This is a genomic window from Flavobacterium sp. 102 (genome assembly GCF_003634615.1).
Taxonomy (GTDB): domain Bacteria; phylum Bacteroidota; class Bacteroidia; order Flavobacteriales; family Flavobacteriaceae; genus Flavobacterium.
Map to the genome: position 1 here is coordinate 2,566,704 of NZ_RBKX01000001.1, position 19,595 is coordinate 2,586,298.

The 19,595-nt window shown below is 35.3% G+C and carries 19 protein-coding genes; 15 read left to right on the forward strand and 4 right to left on the reverse strand.

What is annotated here, in order from left to right; genetic code table 11:
• Positions 1–57: 57 nt before the first annotated feature.
• Both C8C84_RS11070 and C8C84_RS11075 read right to left on the reverse strand, forming a co-directional pair.
• Entirely contained in the window at positions 58–840 is a 783-nt protein-coding gene (locus C8C84_RS11070) for an anti-sigma factor domain-containing protein (RefSeq protein ID WP_121313704.1), read from the reverse strand.
• Positions 840–1,370: an RNA polymerase sigma factor gene (locus C8C84_RS11075; RefSeq protein WP_121313705.1), complete on the reverse strand. Its 531-nt coding sequence runs from the start codon at positions 1,368–1,370 to the stop codon at positions 840–842. Before C8C84_RS11075 ends, C8C84_RS11070 begins: the two co-directional genes overlap by 1 nt.
• Positions 1,371–1,678: 308 nt before the next feature.
• On the opposite strand from C8C84_RS11075, the gene C8C84_RS11080 reads away from it, so the two are divergent.
• Both C8C84_RS11080 and C8C84_RS11085 read left to right on the forward strand, forming a co-directional pair.
• Positions 1,679–2,284, forward strand: a complete 606-nt coding sequence (locus C8C84_RS11080; protein WP_121315046.1) for a glutathione peroxidase — start codon at positions 1,679–1,681, stop codon at positions 2,282–2,284.
• Positions 2,285–2,472: 188 nt separating this feature from the next.
• Complete coding sequence (locus tag C8C84_RS11085; protein ID WP_121313706.1) at positions 2,473–2,847, forward strand: hypothetical protein; 375 nt, start codon at positions 2,473–2,475, stop codon at positions 2,845–2,847.
• A gap of 48 nt (positions 2,848–2,895) precedes the next feature.
• Here C8C84_RS11085 and C8C84_RS11090 read toward each other — a convergent pair whose 3' ends face one another.
• Both C8C84_RS11090 and C8C84_RS11095 read right to left on the reverse strand, forming a co-directional pair.
• A complete protein-coding gene (locus tag C8C84_RS11090; RefSeq protein WP_121313707.1) occupies positions 2,896–3,279 on the reverse strand; it encodes a RidA family protein in 384 nt (127 codons plus the stop codon).
• Positions 3,280–3,298: 19 nt separating this feature from the next.
• Positions 3,299–3,796 (reverse strand): GNAT family N-acetyltransferase, encoded by a 498-nt coding sequence (locus C8C84_RS11095; protein ID WP_121313708.1) that lies wholly within the window; start codon positions 3,794–3,796, stop codon positions 3,299–3,301.
• A 100-nt stretch (positions 3,797–3,896) separates the two neighbouring features.
• Here C8C84_RS11095 and C8C84_RS11100 point away from each other — a divergent pair, with 100 nt between their 5' ends.
• The 13 genes from C8C84_RS11100 to C8C84_RS11160 all read left to right on the forward strand — a co-directional run bounded on the left by C8C84_RS11100 (position 3,897) and on the right by C8C84_RS11160 (position 19,594).
• Entirely contained in the window at positions 3,897–5,003 is a 1,107-nt protein-coding gene (locus tag C8C84_RS11100; RefSeq protein WP_121313709.1) for a hypothetical protein, read from the forward strand.
• 58 nt (positions 5,004–5,061) lie between these two features.
• Positions 5,062–6,723 carry a 2-succinyl-5-enolpyruvyl-6-hydroxy-3-cyclohexene-1-carboxylic-acid synthase gene (menD, locus tag C8C84_RS11105; RefSeq protein ID WP_121313710.1) on the forward strand — a complete coding sequence of 554 codons (1,662 nt, stop codon included), beginning with the start codon at positions 5,062–5,064 and terminating at the stop codon, positions 6,721–6,723.
• 30 nt (positions 6,724–6,753) lie between these two features.
• A complete protein-coding gene (locus tag C8C84_RS11110; RefSeq protein WP_121313711.1) occupies positions 6,754–7,989 on the forward strand; it encodes an HD domain-containing protein in 1,236 nt (411 codons plus the stop codon).
• A 121-nt stretch (positions 7,990–8,110) separates the two neighbouring features.
• The gene (gene lpxD / locus C8C84_RS11115) at positions 8,111–9,124 is read left to right on the forward strand and encodes a UDP-3-O-(3-hydroxymyristoyl)glucosamine N-acyltransferase (RefSeq protein WP_121313712.1); all 1,014 of its coding nucleotides are present in this window, start codon (positions 8,111–8,113) and stop codon (positions 9,122–9,124) included.
• A gap of 68 nt (positions 9,125–9,192) precedes the next feature.
• The gene (locus C8C84_RS11120; protein WP_121313713.1) at positions 9,193–10,581 is read left to right on the forward strand and encodes a bifunctional UDP-3-O-[3-hydroxymyristoyl] N-acetylglucosamine deacetylase/3-hydroxyacyl-ACP dehydratase; all 1,389 of its coding nucleotides are present in this window, start codon (positions 9,193–9,195) and stop codon (positions 10,579–10,581) included.
• Between the two features lie 3 nt (positions 10,582–10,584).
• Positions 10,585–11,370, forward strand: coding sequence for an acyl-ACP--UDP-N-acetylglucosamine O-acyltransferase (gene lpxA / locus C8C84_RS11125; protein WP_121313714.1), 786 nt, complete (start codon positions 10,585–10,587; stop codon positions 11,368–11,370).
• Between the two features lie 40 nt (positions 11,371–11,410).
• Positions 11,411–11,977: an elongation factor P gene (gene efp / locus C8C84_RS11130; protein ID WP_121313715.1), complete on the forward strand. Its 567-nt coding sequence runs from the start codon at positions 11,411–11,413 to the stop codon at positions 11,975–11,977.
• Positions 11,978–12,056: 79 nt separating this feature from the next.
• On the forward strand, positions 12,057–12,986 hold the full coding sequence (locus C8C84_RS11135) for a UDP-3-O-(3-hydroxymyristoyl)glucosamine N-acyltransferase (protein ID WP_121313716.1): 930 nt from the start codon (positions 12,057–12,059) through the stop codon (positions 12,984–12,986).
• Positions 12,987–12,989: 3 nt separating this feature from the next.
• Entirely contained in the window at positions 12,990–13,349 is a 360-nt protein-coding gene (locus tag C8C84_RS11140) for a nuclear transport factor 2 family protein (protein ID WP_121313717.1), read from the forward strand.
• Positions 13,350–13,478: 129 nt separating this feature from the next.
• Entirely contained in the window at positions 13,479–14,351 is an 873-nt protein-coding gene (gene sucD / locus C8C84_RS11145) for a succinate--CoA ligase subunit alpha (protein WP_121313718.1), read from the forward strand.
• A 133-nt stretch (positions 14,352–14,484) separates the two neighbouring features.
• On the forward strand, positions 14,485–15,036 hold the full coding sequence (locus C8C84_RS11150) for a helix-turn-helix domain-containing protein (protein WP_158592566.1): 552 nt from the start codon (positions 14,485–14,487) through the stop codon (positions 15,034–15,036).
• Positions 15,037–15,122: 86 nt separating this feature from the next.
• A complete protein-coding gene (locus C8C84_RS11155; protein ID WP_121313720.1) occupies positions 15,123–17,474 on the forward strand; it encodes a T9SS type A sorting domain-containing protein in 2,352 nt (783 codons plus the stop codon).
• 2 nt (positions 17,475–17,476) lie between these two features.
• A complete protein-coding gene (locus C8C84_RS11160) occupies positions 17,477–19,594 on the forward strand; it encodes a T9SS type A sorting domain-containing protein (RefSeq protein WP_121313721.1) in 2,118 nt (705 codons plus the stop codon).
• Position 19,595 lies beyond the last annotated feature (1 nt).

Genomic DNA, 19,595 nt, shown 5'->3' on the forward strand with positions numbered 1-19,595 from the left:
ACAGAAAATAAAAAGTCCCGAGATTATCGGGACTTTTTTTATAATTATTTGCTTGAATTATACTTTTCCTAAAGTATACAATTTTTCCAATGTTGGCGATTTGCTTCCGCCTGCCGGTTCCAGTGTAATTCCGAAAGCTTCTGCTCCGGCATTGTTCTCAACTTTAAAGATAGAATTATCAGCTGTAAAATTCTCTAATAAACCGACACTTGTTGGTGTTAACGGTTCTAATTTCAAAGCCCAAACCTGATACACCATGCCTTCCGGTGGTTCCGGCAAACCTGACGCATCTACATAAACGGTTTGTTGTTCTTTATTCCAATATACTTTGGCCGAAGCGGATGGATCAATAGCTTGTCCGCCTAACTGAATAACGGTTGTTTTAGTATCTCTAATCACATTCAAAACGGTGGTTGTTTCTTTGTTTTTCAGTTCCAAATCAACTACTGTTTCTTGTAATTTATTTTTTTCTACTTTGATAGTTTCAATTTGTTGATTGCTTTCACTCAATTTTGAATATTGAAAGCCGATACCAATCAACAATGCCAAAGAAGCCGCCCAACCGATATAAGTGGCAGTATTGCTTCTCGATTTAAAGTCGACAACTCTTCCGTGTTTCAGTTCGAGTTGGGCTTTAATTTTCTCAAATTGGCTATGCGAAATAAAAGGCGAGAAGCTGCTGGAAAGGTTGATAATTGCCTTTTCTATCGAGAGAATTTCCGCTTTAATCTCGGGATTCTTATTCGCCATAGCGTTAACTTCATCGTTTTCCGATTCGGTAAGCAAACCATACACATAGAGTTCTAATATGCCTGATTCTATATAGTCTTTAGTTTCCATTATACATTTAAAAATTTACGTAGGTCGTTCATACACATTCGATTTTGGGTCTTAACTGTACCCAAAGGGATTTCTAATTCTTCCGAAGCTTCTTGTTGGGTATATCCTTTGAAAAACAGTAGATCGATAATTTGAATACATTTGGGTTTTAGTTTTTTTACAAAATCCAAAATTCCGATGGTATCAATTCTATTGGTTAGTTTGTTACTGTCATCTAACAGATGTACGAAATTATCAGAGGAGAGGTTTTTTTGACTGTTGTTAAAACCTTTAGAACGCAATTTGTCGATTGAAGTATTTCTAGTGATATTGAGCATCCAAGTGTACAATCGGCCTTTGCTTTGATTGTAAGTATCGATGTTTTTCCATATCTTAACAAATACTTCTTGAAGGACGTCTTCCGCTTCTTCACGATCTTTTATTAAATTGGTTATAATGCTGAAAAGGCTTTTAGAATACATATCATATAGTATTGTAAAAGCTTTTTCTTCCTTCCTCAGAAGCAACGGTAATAATTCCTCTTGTGTCATACCTAATATTTTATAATCGTAAAAATAACTAAACTTAGTTCACATTTCCTAATGTTATAAAATAATATGATGTAAATCAATCCATAATGAGAACCTAATCAACAGCATTTTCGTAAATGAATTTAAGGGAAATCTGCTATGATTTTTGTTTAGGTTTTTTGTTTTGTGATAGAAAATAAATTTCTGTCATGTTTGTTAGAAGCTCAATGATTGCAGAGTCATTGGGCTTCTTTTATTTAACAAAAACTTTAGCAGTTGTATAACACCATTGGTATCGAATAATGACTAATTTTATAAAAAAATTAAAGATGAAAAAAATAATCCTACTGAGTTGCAGCGTATTGTTACTTTGGAGTTGTCAAGGCAATGCGCAACAAAAACCAGTTACAAATTCTACAGAAAACAATAAAAAAATGGACACAGCAGTTAAAGCAGAGACTATTTACCAATTTAAGGTAACAGATTTATATGGTCAGCAGTTTGACTTTGCCTCATTAAAAGGCAAAAAAGTACTCATTGTAAACACCGCTTCAGAATGTGGATTAACGCCACAGTACAAAGACCTGGAAGCAATTTATAAAAAATACAAAGACAAAAATTTTGTAATCATCGGATTTCCGGCTAATAACTTCGGAGCACAAGAACCGGGAAGTAATCAAGAAATTGCTAAGTTTTGCGAAATGAATTATGGGGTTACTTTTCCAATGATGAGTAAAGTCTCTGTAAAAGGAGCGGATAAAAGTGAATTGTATCAATTCCTAACGCAAAAGAGTAAAAATGGGTTGCAAGACAGTGAAGTCGAATGGAATTTCCAAAAATACTTAATCAACGAACAAGGTGAATTGGTCAAAGTATTATCGCCAAGAGTATTACCAACAGACACTGAAATTGTCGGTTGGATTAACGAAAAGTAAAATAATTGTTTATTTAGAGCTAAGCCTGATGAAGTCATTCGTCAGGTTTTTTGCTTTAAAAATATCGACAAACGTCACTGGACTCGTGATTTAAAGAGTTTTTTATCCGTTTAACGATTTTTGAATAATTGCTTTGTGAATTGTTCTTAGCTTTGAATTACAATATCAACTACCACAATGATTAATATATGAAGAATATTTTCAATCCTGTATATAGAGAGGATTATTTAGAAGGTTATTCAAACGGACTAAATCCATACCTGAAAATCTCAGAAAATAAAAATGAAGCCTATATTCTTGGCTTTAAACAAGGAAGATTAGATTATGAAAGAATGAACGGAAAAGTCGCTTACGGCATTCCGCAATTGATAGTCACTAACAAAGTTTTGGAAGATTTTCTTTTAGCAGGAATGCTAGGAATGGATATCGATTCTGATGGCTATACGGCTTTTCAAATTGATGTTATCCAAAAATGGTATCAAAGTGGTGTTGAGAAATACAACGCTACACAAAGTGATTATTTGCACTCAATTTTAGAACAGAATGGCATTGAAATTGCCTAACAAATACCCCTGACTTTTTTAAAAACTGATGAAACCCTCATCAGTTTTTTATTTTTGCTTTATCGCAGTTACTTCAATTTCTATTTTCATTCGAGCATCAGCTAAACCTGCGGAAATCATAGTCGCTGCAGGTTTGCACTTGTCGAAATATTTTCTGAGAATTGGCCAACATAGTTTAAATTCATCCGCTTGCGGAACAATATAAAGCACGCGAACAACATCGGTTATTTCGGCGTCAGCGTTGGCTAAAGCAGCGATTATATTTTTTAAACACTGTTCCGTTTGTTCTTCAATTTGTTCTGAAATGGTCATCGTGTCATAATCAAAGCCGGTTGTTCCCGACACAAAAACCCAATCGCCTTGAACAACTGCTCGTGAATAGCCTATTTCTGTCTCAAACGTCGAACCTGAACTGATGAATTGTCTTTTCATAAAGGCTAATTTTTAATGGTTATTCCAACATCAACTGCATAATTTGAGAATGCAACCAACGGTCAAACTTAAAGCCGGTTTCTTTTAACACCGCTATCGTTTTAAATCCAAATTGCTCATGAAAAGTAACACTACTTTGGTTTTCTGAGTCGATGACGGCAATCATAGTATGCAATTTTTGTGTTTTGGCTAAAGCAATCAAATTAGTCATAATCACTTTTCCGATGCCTTTTCCGTGAAAGTCATTGGCCACATATACCGAATGTTCTACGGTAAATCGATATGCATCGCGAAAACGAAACTCACTATAGTAACCAAATCCAATCACTTTTTTATCAATAGTGGCAACAATCACAGGAAAACCTTTTTTGAGTTTGTCTTCAAAAATGGCAATTTGCTGTTCCAAAGTGCGCGGATGATAATCGTATAAAGCGGTTGAGTTTAAAATGTTATAATTTAGAATGTCCACAATAGGTTGTGTGTCATTTTTTTGATAAGGTCTGATGCTAATTTCCATATTTCAAAAATAATGTATTTTTAACATGTTTTAGAATTCTAAACATAAATAACACTTCTTCTATTTGTAAGTTTGTATTAATCCAATCAAGATTATTATCATGAAATTTTTCTTTTTATTTATAGCCGCTTTTTGTTCACTTTTTGGTATGGCACAAAATGATCCTGAACCCAACTTATCTATCGAGACCTTTCAAAGACCTGAAGTTTTGCAAGATTTCAAACTAAAACCTTATAAAAATATTAAAAAGTATAATCAAGGAAAACTGCGATTTGAAACTGATTATGACAGTGTTGGAAATGTAATAAAAACCCAATCTTATACAGGGGATTATATATATGTACACGAATATAAACACAAAGGGAATTTAAGAATATTCTATAAAGATTCAAAAATCACAACACTCGATGAATTTCCAAAAGATAAAAAGTCGGAAAGTCAGGTTTTTAAAGTCAATTTTGATAAAACCGGAAAAATAATCGAAGGAGAATCCGGAAGGATTTCAGTAGATAATGTTTACAGAAAATTAGGGAATACTTACTATGACGATAAAGAACGTCCCATAAAATATACTGATGTTGAAGGGAAAAGTTCAACGAACTTTAAATACAACAGAAGTAATCTTATTACAAAAGAATATGTTTATGAAGCCAATAATAAAGTGGACAAAACCATCTTAAACTTTAAATACAAAAGGAATTTAGTGGTCTATTCTGAAACTATTAAGGAAAAATATGTTGACGGTAAACTAATTGATAAACAAACATCATCAACTGCCATCATTGATTATAAAAGAAAACTGCCTGTAAAAAAAGTTTTCAAGAATAGGGAAACCACAGAAGAACGAATTTATGAATATGATGAGAATGATAATATGACCTATTATTCTGTTAAAATATACCTGAATGTTGATAATTCTCTAAAATCTGAAGAATGGTATAAATATGTTTATGAAAACAATCTCAAAGTGTATTCACATGCTTATGATGGAGATAGCACGCATCCCGATGGAAAAGAAACTATTGCAACCTATGAATATGAAAATGGATTGCTTCACAAAGTTTACAGCACTTTCAATATCGAAAAAGACAGAAAACTTGAAGTTGAGTATTTCTACAATCAACACAAACATATGATAAAAAAAGTGCATACGATTTTAGATATTAATAGTACTAGTATTGAAGAATATAAAGTTGAATATTTCTAAAATTGTATTCTTAAACCCAAATCTATATTTGTACCTTTGTCATCCATAAAAAACAACAATGATTTATCCCAAAATACCATTGGCGCAAAGCATTATTGAGATTTGCAATGCCAAAGGAGTTCACGATATTATTATTTCGCCAGGTTCCAGAAATGCACCATTGACTATTGGTTTTACTAATAACTCCAATTTTCGTTGCTATAGTATTGCAGATGAACGTTGTGCTGCTTTTTTTGCTTTAGGAATAGCGCAACAAACGCAAAAACCGGTTGCCGTTGTTTGTACGTCAGGTTCGGCATTGCTGAATTATTATCCGGCATTGGCAGAAGCCTTTTACAGTCAGATTCCATTTATAGTGATTTCAGCCGATAGACCACATGATAAAATTGATATTGGCGACGGTCAAACCATTCGTCAGGAAAATGTTTTCTTAAATCACTCTTTATACAATGCTAATTTACTCGAAGAAGCTTCGGAAGAAAATGATGTGTTCATCAATGAAGCGATTAATGTAGCCATTGCTCACAAAGGTCCGGTGCACATCAATGTTCCGTTTGAAGAACCTTTGTACCAAACGACTAATAAGCTTTCTGTTGATGTGAATGTAACCCATTTATTCAAAGCAAATCGTTCCGTTAGAGTAGAAGATATTATTGCTTTTTCGACTTTGTGGAATCACAGTCAGAAGATTTTGGTATTGGTAGGCGAGTGTGCTCCGAATTCAGTGGAACAAAAATGGATTGACCAATTAGCCCAATTCCCATCGGTAGTGGTGTTGACAGAAACTACATCTAACTTACATCATCCGTCATTTATCAATAACATCGACACGCTGATTACACCATTTGCCGAAAAAGAATTCACCGAATTGCAACCAAGAATACTAATCACTTTTGGTGGCATGATAGTTTCCAAAAGGATAAAAGCATTCTTAAGAAAATACAAACCAAGACACCATTGGCATATAGATGAACTCAGAGCTTATGACACTTTTGGGATTTTAACCAAACACTTTCATGTGAGTCCGAATCAGTTCTTTTCCCAGTTCATGCCTCATTTAAAAGAAATCAAAAGTGACTATAAAAAGATTTTTGAAGCGGTACACCAAGATAGAAAAGTTAAGCATGTCGACTATCTCTCTAAAGTTAAATTCTCGGATTTAAAAGCATTTGAAAGTATATTATCGACTTTGCCCAAAAACATCCAACTGCAAGTCAGTAACAGCGCTGCTATTCGATACGCACAGTTATTTGATATCGATCAATCGATTCAAGTATTTTGTAATCGAGGAACCAGCGGTATTGACGGAAGTACTTCAACCGCAATCGGAGCGGCTGTTGGTAGTGGAAAACCAACCGTTTTAATCACCGGAGATGTGAGTTTCTTGTACGATAGCAATGCCCTTTGGAACAATTATATTCCAAAGAATTTCAAAATTATATTGGTCAACAACGGCGGTGGCGGCATTTTCAGAATTCTGCCCGGTCATCAGGAAAATGAAACTTTCAACACTTATTTTGAAACTTCTCATTGTTTGACTGCAGAACATTTGGCTAAAATGTACCAATTCGATTATCTAACAGCAAGCGATGAAGTCACTTTGACCAATGGTTTGAAACAATTATATAAAAACAACGACAAACCTGCGATACTAGAAGTTTTTACACCAACCAGAGAGAACAACAAACAGTTGTCGAACTATTTTAAGGCTTTGGTCTAAATTTATATCTTTACTAAAATTGAACACGCTGTGAGCCAAACCAATAAATTAAAAATATTCAACGATCCGATTTATGGGTTTATTACCATTCCCAATACCTTGGTGTATGATTTAATTCAACATCCATATTTTCAACGTTTGCGTCGTATATCCCAAATGGGTTTGTCTTATTTGGTTTATCCCGGTGCGCATCATACTCGTTTTCATCATGCCTTGGGCGCAATGCACATGATGCAACAAGCCGTGGAAGTGCTTCGTTTTAAAGAAGTTTCTATTTCAAAAGAAGAAGAAAATGCTTTGTTAATCGCTATTCTTTTACACGATATCGGGCACGGACCATTTTCGCATGCGATGGAACACAGTATCGTTGAAGAAGTGAATCACGAAGCGATTTCGCTTTTGTTTATGAATAAATTGAATGAGGAATTTGATGGACAACTAAGTTTGGCTATCCAAGTTTTCAAAGGCGAATACCATAGAAAATTCATGTTGCAGTTGATTTCAAGTCAGTTAGATATGGATAGAATGGATTACTTAAAACGAGACAGCTTTTATTCAGGCGTTGCGGAAGGGAATATTAATTCGGACCGTTTAATCCAGATGATGAATGTGGTGGATGATGTGTTGGTCATGGAAGAAAAAGGGATTTATTCGATAGAAAAATTCTTAATGGCACGCCGATTAATGTATTGGCAAGCCTATTTGCATAAGACTAGTTTGGTCGCCGAACTGACTTTGACCAAAACCTTGCAAAGAGCCAAAGAGTTACTTCATAAAGGTGTCGAAATAGAATGCAGTAAGCCGTTAAAGTACTTTATGGAGCACAAAGTTACACTGGAAAATTTTTCAACTCATGATTTAGATACCTTTGCGCAATTAGATGATTTTGATATTATTAGCGCTTTGAAAGCTTGGCAGTTTCACGAGGACTTTATCTTGAGTAGTTTGAGCAAAATGATTATCAACCGCGACCTGTCTAAAATCAAACTCAACAGCGAAAAATTCCCTGTAGAAGTATTACAGGAAATGTCAAGCCGATTTTCCAAAGAACATAATATTACCATACAGGAAGCCAAATATTTTATTTTTAAAGGCAAGATTAAAAATCAAGCTTACAGTAAAGATGCGGAACCGATTCGAATTTTAAAGAAAGACCGAACCATTGAAGATGTTGTTGAAGCCTCTGATCAATTGAATTTAAAAGCTTTATCCAAGCCGGTGACCAAGTATTTCATCTGTTATCCTAAACTACTGGCTGATATTTAACATTGATTTTTTTTTTATACTTTTGTCGGGATGAAACGAGCTACAAATATTTTGAATCCATTCTTTAAAATTGCCTCTGACGGGTTCTATCTTATAACTATTAAAAATAAAATAGCATAAGATGAAATTTACAGCAGCTCAAATAGCAGGAATTCTAGAAGGTGTAGTAGTGGGAAACCCGGACGCCGAAGTTTTTAAGTTGTCAAAAATCGAAGAAGGCACTGAAGGTTCGCTAACATTCTTAGCCAACCCGAAATACCTTAATTATATCTACTCAACCGAAGCTACGATTACTATTGTAAATAATACTTTTGAGCCTGAGAACGAAATCAAAACTACTTTAATCAAAGTGGATGATGCTTATCAATCCTTTTCAAAGTTACTCGAATATTACAATCAAGTAAAGCTCATGAAATCGGGTATTGAGCAACCATCAGTGATTTCAGAGAATGTTACTTATGGCGAGAATTTATACTTAGGTAGTTTTAGTTATATTGGTAAAAATGTCGTTATCGGTGAGAATGTAAAAATTTACCCAAACACTTTTGTTGGTGATAATGTAACGATTGGAGACAATACGATTCTTTTTGCCGGTGTTAGAATATATTCCGAGTCAATTATTGGTGCCAATTGCGCCATTCATTCCGGAGCGATTATCGGTTCAGACGGATTTGGTTTCGCGCCAACAGAAGATGGTTCTTTTAGCAAAATCCCTCAAATCGGAAACGTAATCATGGAAGATTTTGTTGATGTTGGTGCTTGCACGACGATTGACAGAGCAACATTGGGATCAACTATTATTCGCAAAGGGGTAAAACTCGACAATCATATTCAAATTGCCCATAATGTTGAAATAGGAGAGAACACCGTGATTGCCGCTCAAACCGGTGTGGCAGGTTCCACCAAAATCGGAAATAACTGTATGATTGGCGGCCAAGTTGGTATTGCCGGTCATTTAGTTATAGGCAACAATGTTCGAGTTCAAGCCCAATCAGGCATTGGAAAAAATATAGCTGACGGTGAAACCATACAAGGCTCTCCGGCATTTAATTATGGAGACTACAGTAAATCGTATGTTCATTTTAGAAACTTACCAAAGATTGTAGCCGACTTAGAAGAATTAAAGAAAAAATAATACACCCGAGGTGTTACCTAATTGCAGGTAGTACAGCGGAATAAAACTAAACTTAAATAAGCATACCAATGGTTAAACAGAGAACCATCCAAAACGAAATTTCCTTGACCGGTGTTGGTCTTCATACAGGAAAAGAAGTAAAGATGACCTTCAAACCCGCGCCAATTAACAATGGCTATACATTTGTTAGGGTTGATTTAGAGGGAAGCCCGATTATTGAAGCAGACGCTAATTATGTGGTAAACACACAAAGAGGCACCAACCTTGAAAAATTAGGTGTAAAAATTCAAACTTCAGAGCACGTACTTGCAGCTTTTGTGGGTTGTGATGTTGATAATGTTATTATCGAATTAAATGAATCTGAGCCACCAATTATGGATGGTTCTTCTAAGTTCTTCGTTGAAGCAATTGAAAAAGCCGGAATCGTTGAGCAAGACGCTGAACGAAATTATTATGTAGTGAAAGAAGTCATTTCATTTATGGATGAAACTACCGGAAGTGAAATTTTGGTGATGCCTGCTGATGATTACCAAGTTACTGCTATGGTTGATTTTGGGACCAAAGTTTTAGGTACACAAAACGCTACATTGAAAAACATCTCTGATTTCAAAACCGAAATTTCAGATGCCAGAACTTTTAGTTTTCTTCACGAATTAGAAACTTTATTGGATAACGGATTAATCAAAGGCGGCGATTTAAATAACGCTATTGTTTATGTTGACAAAGAGATTTCTGAAAAGACTATGGACAATCTGAAAGTAGCTTTTGGAAAAGATAAAATTTCGGTCAAGCCAAATGGTATACTCGATAACTTAACGTTGCATTATCCAAACGAAGCCGCACGCCATAAATTATTGGATGTGATTGGTGATTTGGCCTTAATAGGTACAAGAATTAAAGGAAAAGTAATTGCTAATAAGCCTGGTCATTTTGTAAACACTCAATTTGCCAAAAAACTTTCAAAAATTATCAAAATAGAACAGCGCAATCAAGTTCCGGTTTACGATTTGAATTTGGAACCCTTAATGGATATTCATAAAATTATGAATATCTTGCCACACCGTCCGCCATTTTTATTCATTGACAGAATCATTGAAATGTCTGACCAACACGTGGTTGGAATGAAAAATGTGACGATGAACGAAGGTTTCTTCGTAGGCCATTTCCCGGAAGCGCCGGTTATGCCGGGAGTTATTATAGTCGAAGCTATGGCTCAAACCGGAGGAATCTTAGTTTTAAGTACGGTTCCGGATCCTGAAAATTACTTGACATTCTTTATGAAAATAGACAATGTGAAGTTCAAACACAAAGTGCTTCCGGGTGATACTTTGATATTTAAATGCGAATTGATTACACCAATTAGAAGAGGAATATGTCATATGCAAGCCAAAGCTTATGCTAACGGAAAGTTAGTCGCCGAAGCCGAACTAATGGCGCAAATAGCCAAAAAACAATAATATATGAACCAACCGTTAGCCTATGTACATCCTGGTGCCAAAATCGCTAAGAATGTCGTTATAGAACCTTTTACAACTATTCATAACAACGTCATCATTGGTGAAGGAACTTGGATTGGCTCCAATGTTACCATCATGGAAGGCGCACGTATCGGAAAGAATTGCAATATTTTTCCAGGAGCTGTTATCGCCGCTGTTCCACAAGATTTAAAATTTGGTGGAGAAGATTCACTGGCGATAATTGGTGACAATTCAACCATCAGAGAATGTGTAACGATTAACCGTGGTACTATCGCTTCCGGACAAACCGTAATTGGTAAAAATTGTTTGGTAATGGCAACAGCGCACATTGCTCACGATTGTCATATCGGTGATAACGCCATCATTGTAAATGGTGTGGCTTTGGCCGGACACGTAATCGTTGGAAATTACGCCATCATTGGTGGTTTGGCTGCTATTCATCAGTTTATTCACATTGGGGATCATGCCATGATTTCAGGAGGTTCATTGGTACGTAAAGATGTTCCGCCTTATACCAAAGCAGCAAAAGAACCACTTTCTTATGTCGGAATCAACTCAGTAGGATTGAGAAGAAGAGGTTTTACTTCGGATAAAATCAGAGAGATTCAAGATATTTACAGAATATTATACCAAAAAAACTATAACACTTCACAAGCGATGGCCATCATTGAAGGTGAAATGGAAGCAACACCGGAACGCGACGAGATTTTAGATTTTATCAGAAACTCCTCAAGAGGAATCATGAAAGGTTACTCAGGTTCTTACTAAAAATTACTAATTATCAATTACGAATTATAAAACAAACAAAATGGCATCTACATCAGATATTAGAAACGGATTGTGTATCAAATACAACCACGATATTTATAAAATCATCGAATTCCTTCACGTTAAACCGGGAAAAGGACCGGCTTTCGTGAGAACCAAATTAAAATCTTTAACCAATGGTAAAGTATTAGACAATACTTTTTCTGCCGGACACAAGATTGAAGAAGTTCGTGTAGAAACACAAAATTTCCAGTATCTATATGCAGAAGGAGATCAGTTTCACTTTATGAATACCGAGTCTTACGAGCAAATTACTTTGGATAAAAAAGTCCTTGATGCTCCGGATTTGTTAAAAGAAGGAACAATCGTAATGGTTCAAATTAATACGGAGACCGATTTACCTTTGTCAGTAGACATGCCGGCATCAATCGTTTTAGAAGTTACTTATGCTGAACCGGGCGTAAAAGGAAATACAGCGACCAACGCGACAAAACCTGCAAAAGTTGAAACCGGTGCTTCTGTAAATGTACCTTTATTTATTAATGAAGGAGACAAAATTAAGATTGATACGGCTACTGGTTCTTATATGGAAAGAGTTAAAGAATAGTAAGCAGTAAACAGTGGTCAGTTAGCAGAAAACTGATCACTTACAACTGTCCCGAAGTTTCGGGACTGAACACTAAAATATGAAGTTCCCAAGAATACATACCTTAAAAGAAATTGCAACCATCATTGACTGTCCATACATTGGCACCGATGATTTTGCTGTTCACGGCATGAACGAAATTCACGTGGTGGAACCGGGTGATATCGTTTTTGTGGACCATCCGAAATATTATGACAAAGCGCTACAATCGGCGGCTACTATTGTTTTAATCAACAAAGAAGTCGATTGTCCGGAAGGTAAAGCCTTATTGATTTCTGATGATCCTTTTAGAGATTTCAACACGCTTACTAAGCATTTCAGACCTTTTGTAGCGGCGAATGCCAGCATTTCAGCTTCGGCCAAAATAGGAGAAGGAACGGTAATCCAACCGAATTGTTTTATTGGTCATAATGTAACCATCGGTAAAAATTGTTTGTTGCATGCCAATGTAATTGTATATGACCATACGGTTATCGGCGACAATGTGATTATTCATTCGGGTACAATTTTAGGGGCTGATGCTTTTTATTATAAAAAACGTCCGGAAGGTTTTGACCAATTGCTTTCAGGCGGAAGGGTTATCATTGAAGATAACGTTGGAATAGGAGCGTTGTGTACTATTGATAAAGGTGTTACCGGCGATACCACTATTGGTGCCGGAACCAAAATTGACAACCAAGTGCATGTTGGTCACGATACCGTTATTGGTAAAAAATGTCTGATTGCTGCCCAAACCGGAATTGCCGGCTGTGTTATCATTGAAGATGAAGTGACTCTTTGGGGACAAGTTGGAACTACCAGCGGAATAACAATCGGCACCAAAGCAGTAGTTTTGGGACAAACCGGTGTAAGCAAATCCATTGAAGGAGGAAAAACCTATTCGGGAACACCGATTGATGAAGCGCGCGAGAAAATGAAACAGTTTGCCTACATCAAAAAAATACCCGAAATATTAAATAAACTTAAATAAAATATGGGCGCTAAAGCTATCGTTCAAGAATTTTACAAATCGGATGTATTGTTAGAAGCGGATAAAGTGAATGCTTTATTGCATCCCGAAGTTGTTTTAGAATGGCACAGTACAAAAGGCTTTTTAAAGCTCAACAAAAGTCAAATTGTTGACTTGAGTAATGAGATGAGTAAAGCTTATGTTCGTTCTAAATCAAGAATATCTCATATTCTTTCCGAGGGTCATACTGTTTCTGTTCGTTATTCTCATTACGTAAAAACCATTGAAAACCCGAGAGAAGAAATGCTTTTAGCGCACTTTATGGTCATTTGGGAAATTAAAGACGATAAATTATATCGAAGTTATCAAATGAGTCAACTATAGTAATTTTGCAAAAATCTGAATACTGAATACTGAACACTGAATACTATTTCATACTTTTGCAACACACCCGAGGCTGGCAGGCCAAACGGAATGAAATTAAAAAATAAACACAAATAAACAAACACACAAATGAGCGTTTTAGTTAATAAGAATTCAAAAATAATAGTACAAGGATTTACAGGAAGTGAAGGAACATTTCACGCATCTCAAATGATTGAATACGGAACCAATGTTGTTGGTGGTGTAACACCGGGAAAAGGTGGTTCAACTCATTTAGAGCGTCCGGTTTTTAATACCGTAAAAGATGCAGTAGAACAAGCAGGAGCAGATACTTCTATCATTTTTGTTCCGCCGGCATTTGCTGCCGATGCTATTATGGAAGCGGCTGATGCGGGTATCAAAGTAATCATTGCGATTACTGAAGGTATTCCGGTAGCAGATATGATTAAAGCGTATGATTTTATCAAAGGAAAAGATTGTAGATTAATTGGTCCAAACTGTCCTGGAGTAATTACTCCGGAAGAAGCTAAAGTGGGTATCATGCCTGGTTTTGTTTTCAAAAAAGGAAAAGTTGGGATTGTATCTAAATCAGGTACTTTAACTTATGAAGCGGCTGACCAAGTGGTAAAACAAGGTTTAGGTATTACAACGGCTATCGGAATTGGTGGAGATCCAATCATTGGAACTACTACTAAAGAAGCAGTTGAATTGTTAATGAATGATCCTGAAACAGAATGTATCATCATGATTGGTGAAATTGGAGGTCAATTGGAAGCCGATGCAGCGCATTGGATTAAAGCGGACGGAAACCGCAAGCCGGTAGTTGGTTTTATCGCCGGTGAAACAGCGCCAAAAGGTCGTACTATGGGTCATGCCGGTGCTATCGTTGGTGGTTCTGATGATACGGCTGAAGCCAAAAAGAGAATCATGAGAGAATGTGGTATTCACGTTGTAGATTCTCCGGCTGAGATTGGTAAGAAAGTAAAAGAAGTAATGGGATAATTTATTCCTTCAATTGATATAAATAATAGAAAGCCTCGAGAAATCGGGGCTTTTTTGCATTGGCACCTTTTTTGTTTAATAGCGTAGCAATAGTTATGTAGCAAATCAAAATGCTACAAAAAAAATGCTACATATGAGAAAAAGCGCATACCTTAGAAATGAATTGAATCTTACGCAATACGAAATGGCTGAATTATTAAATATTACCCGAAGCCAATTGTCACTTTTCGAACTGGGATTACGAGAATTGCCTACAAATGCATTGATAAGATCTTCACAAATAGGTCTTTTCATGGCCACTTCCAAAACGCCTGAAGCCAAGGATTTTCCTCAAATTGCTGATTGGGAAGAAGAAAAAGAAAAATTTCTCGCGAAAGCCTTAAAGGACTGTGAACATTATCAGTCGATTATCATTAGAAAGTTACCCAAAATGGAAGAAGAATATCGAGCCACATTGAATCTACTCCAACTAATTATTTTTTTTAAAGAACAAGCTAATAAAGAAGATGCACTGCGTCCCGCAGCCTTATTAACTTTAGAAGATAAAGCTATGAAAAGTTTGGAAAGATGTGGACCAAAAGAGGTAGTGAGACAAAAGTACCAGCTATTAATATTGCAACAGCAAGAAGAGATACTGAAAAAGTTAATAGAAAGTAATAGGGTAGATAAACAAGAGTTGGAATAGATTTAAATTTATTTTTAAACAGCAATTTTTAAAGATAGGATAGTCTTATAAGTATTTTATATATATTTGAGCATCAAACTATTTTCATGAAAAAGCTTTACTTCTTATTACTAGCGCTATTGCCATTGACAGCAAACGCCCAAGTGATTACCATTCCGGATGCTAATTTTAAATCAAAGCTGCTACAGGCAGATACCAATAATTTCATAGCGAAAAATTTAGCCGGGAATTATTTTAAGATGGATGCTAACAGTAATGGGCAAATTGAAGTAAGTGAAGCTCTAAACGTATCTTATATAGATGTTTACCGCTATTATGATCAGCCTTATATTGCTACCTTAACGGGCTTAAGTAGTTTTACCAATTTAAAATTTCTGCGATGCAGCAACCATCAGATTACCAATATGAATTTTACTGGTTTGACTAATTTTGAAGAACTGTATTGTGATCATAACCTGCTCACCACTATCAACTTAACCAATTATCCTAATTTAAAAAATTTTGACTGTGGTGCAAACCAGCTAACCAATTTGTCGCTTATCAATTTGCCTCATTTAGAACTTCTTTATTGCAGTTCAAATCAACTGACTGGTCTAAATTTGTCAAATCTTTCTACGTTGAAAATTCTGGATTGTGGTTCCAATCCCTTTACGTCCTTAGATGTTTCCAGTAACATTGCCCTGACGTATTTGGGATGCAGTGAACTTGGTTTAACGAGCCTGAATGTTTCCAACCTATTGAATTTGGAGCATTTGATTTGCCTGAACAATCAGTTAACACAATTGGATATTTCGGGCTTGACAATGTTACGTGATTTACAATGCCCTAACAATATGATCGAATATATTGATTTAAGTGATTTTGCAACCGGCGGACCTCCAAATCAAGGTAATGGATTTTATGAACTCCGATTCAATAATCTACAGGCCATTAATGTCAAAAATGGTCATTTTGACAACTTTGGGATGATTGCTCAAGGAAATCCCAACATAACTTATGTGTGTTGCGATGAATCAGAAGTTTCAATGGTTCAGAGTTATTACAGCAGCGCTGTTTGTAACACAAACACTTATTGTAATTTTACACCAGGAGGTATTTACTATACAATTCAGGGAAATCACAAATTAGATGTTGATAATAATGGTTGCGACAATAACGATATTGCTATACCCAATCTAAGGTTTTCCATTACTGACGGAACTAATTCGGGAACTATAATAAGTAATTTATCAGGGAATTATTTGATACCTGTTTCTGACGGGAACTATACTTTAGCGCCGATTTTGGAAAATCCCGATTATTTTACAGTTTCTCCGAGTTCACTATCCGTTGACTTCCCGGACACATTAAGCCCACTGACACAAAACTATTGCATCACAGCCAATGGATCACACAATGACCTGGAAGTTGTTATTTTGCCAATACTTATTGCGCGTCCCGGATTTGATGCTACCTACAAGATTATCTATAAAAATAAAGGAAATCAAATGCAAACAGGATCATTAAGTTTCGAATTTGAAAATGATTATATTGATTTTGTTTCGGCTAGTCCAATGGTTTCAAATCAGTCCGAAAATATATTGTTCTGGAATTACAGCAATCTGCAGCCTTTTGAAACAAGGGAAATATTGGTTACTATGAATATCAATTCGCCAATGGAGATTCCGGCTGTTAATGCTGGCGATCAATTGGATTTTATGGCAGTTATCAATCCCATTCCAAATGACGACATACCGATTGACAATAGTTCAACTTTGAAACAAATCGTAGTAAACTCATTAGATCCTAATGACAAAACTTGTCTGGAAGGAACAACGGTATCCACTACTATGATTGGAGAATATGTGCATTACCTTATTCGTTTTGAGAATACCGGAACATTTGCTGCTGAAAACATTGTCGTAAAGGATATGATTGATAGTGCTAAATTTGACATCGCAACATTAATTCCATTAAATGGAAGTCATTCTTTTATTACCCGAATCAACACCAATCAGGTAGAATTCATTTTCGAAAACATTAACTTACCCTTCGATGATGCCAATAATGATGGGTATGTAGCGTTTAAAATCAAAACCAAACCGACATTGGTATTGGGTGATACTTTCAGTAATAGTGCAAACATCTATTTTGATTATAATTTCCCGATTGTAACCAATACTTATACCACAACTATTCAAGCTTTAAGCAATCAGGATTTCGATTTCAACAGCGTGTTTAGTTTATCGCCTGTGCCGACGAAAGATGTGCTAAACATTACTGCTAAAGAAAGTCTAGTAATGAGTTCTGTAAGTATATATAATACACTTGGACAATTGGTTCTAGTGAATACTAATCCGAGTGAAATGATTGATGTTTCTGGGTTACAGAACGGTAGTTATTTTATTAAGATTGTTAGTGATAGGGGTAGTGCTATCGGTAAGTTTATAAAAGAATAGAGATGAAAAAAATTTACACCCTTTTGGTTTTATTGTTTGCTGTTTCTATCGCAAATTCGCAAATTGTAAATATTCCTGATGCCAATTTTAAGGCGAAGTTGTTAGCGGCTGGTCCAAATAATACTATTGCATCAACACAAACTCCAATTTACTATCCAATTATCGCTTGGAGTTTAGCTAGTAGCAGTAGTGTTGATACTAATGGCGATGGAGAAATTCAGGTGAGTGAAGCTCAAGCAATAAAATGGCTTGATGTTAAAAGTTCAAACATTTCAAGTTTGACGGGTATCGAAGCATTTAATAACTTAATTTATTTAGATTGCAGTTATAATCAATTATCAAGTTTGAATGTTTCTAATCTAACAAATTTGAATAATTTAAATTGTCGGTATAATCAATTACAAAGTTTATTAAATATATCAAATTGTATAAGTTTAATTCAATTAGCTTGTGATAACAATCAGCTAATGAGTTTTGATGTCAATAATTTAACCAACCTTAAAAATTTATTTTGTTTTGAAAACCAGTTATCCAATTTAGATGTTTCTACTTTAACTAGTTTGAACAATTTAGGCTGTAGTGATAATCAATTAACATTACTCAATATTAAAAATAACAATAGTAGTTGGCTTAATCTTGGATTTGATTATAACCCTAATCTTCTATATGTTTGTGCTGATGAACAAGATTTGTCTTTTGTACAACAAAAAATCAGTTCTTATGGTTATACTAATTGCCATGTAAACAGCTATTGTAGTTTTACGCCGAATGGCCTATATTATACCATTCAAGGCAATAGCAAGTTTGATATGGATAATAACGGTTGTGAAATTAACGACATTGTTGTTCCTAATTTAAAAATAGCAATTACTAACGGTTCATTTTCAGGGAATATCATAGCAAATGCAATAGGAAATTATGCAATCCCTATACAAGCTGGAAACCACATTTTAACACCACAATTAGAAAACCCTACTTATTTCAATATCTCTCCAAGTTCATCTACCGTAACGTTTCCTAATTCTGCCAGTCCGTTTGTTCAAAACTTTTGTGTAACTCCTAATGGCACTCATAATGATCTAGAGGTTATTATATTACCCATCGGTCCGACCAGACCGGGTTTTGATTCACAGTATAAAATCATTTACAAAAACAAAGGAAATACTACTCAAAGTGGTTCAATAAGTATGTATTATGATGATACTATTTTGCAATTAGTTACTGCCAATCCTAGTACATCGAGTCAAGGAGCAGACCTTTTGACTTGGAATTTTAATAACTTATTGCCATTCGAATCCAGAGAAATTTCAGTTATTTTAAATCTAAATTCTCCGCTTGAAACACCTCCGGTGAATGCCGGTAATGGGTTGCTTTTTTCTGCAACAGCGGTTGGTGATACAGATGAAACACCGGAAGACAATACCGCAAATCTAAATCAAACAGTCGTTAATTCTTTTGACCCTAATGATAAAACGTGTATTCAAGGAACATGGTTGCCATTAGAATTTGTTGGAGAATATGTTCACTATATAATTCGATTTGAAAACAACGGTACATTTGCCGCTGAAAATGTAGTTGTAAAAGATATTATTGATTTGACCAAGTTTGACATGGCTACTTTGGTTCCTCTAAGTGGTAGTCATTCATTTGTGACAAGAATTATCAACACAAATCAAGTTGAGTTTATTTTTGAAAATATCAACTTGCCTTTTGACGATGCTAATAATGATGGGTATGTGGCTTTTAAAATAAAAACAAAAACCACATTTTTAGATTTAGAGACCTTTAGTAATGCAGCGAGTATATATTTTGATTACAATGCTCCGATAGTTACTGAGACTTATACGACAACTTTTTATAATCCGTTAAATAATTCGGATTTTAGTTTCACTACTTTATATAGTTTATCACCGGTACCGACTAAAAATGTGCTAAACATTACTGCTAAGGAAAGTGTGGTTATGACCTCGGTAAATATTTATAATACACTTGGTCAATTGGTTCAAGTGAATACAGATCCAAATGAAACGATTGATGTTTCAGGATTACAGAGAGGTAGTTACTTTATTAAGATTATAAGCGATAGGGGTAGTGCTACCGGTAAGTTTATAAAAGAATAAT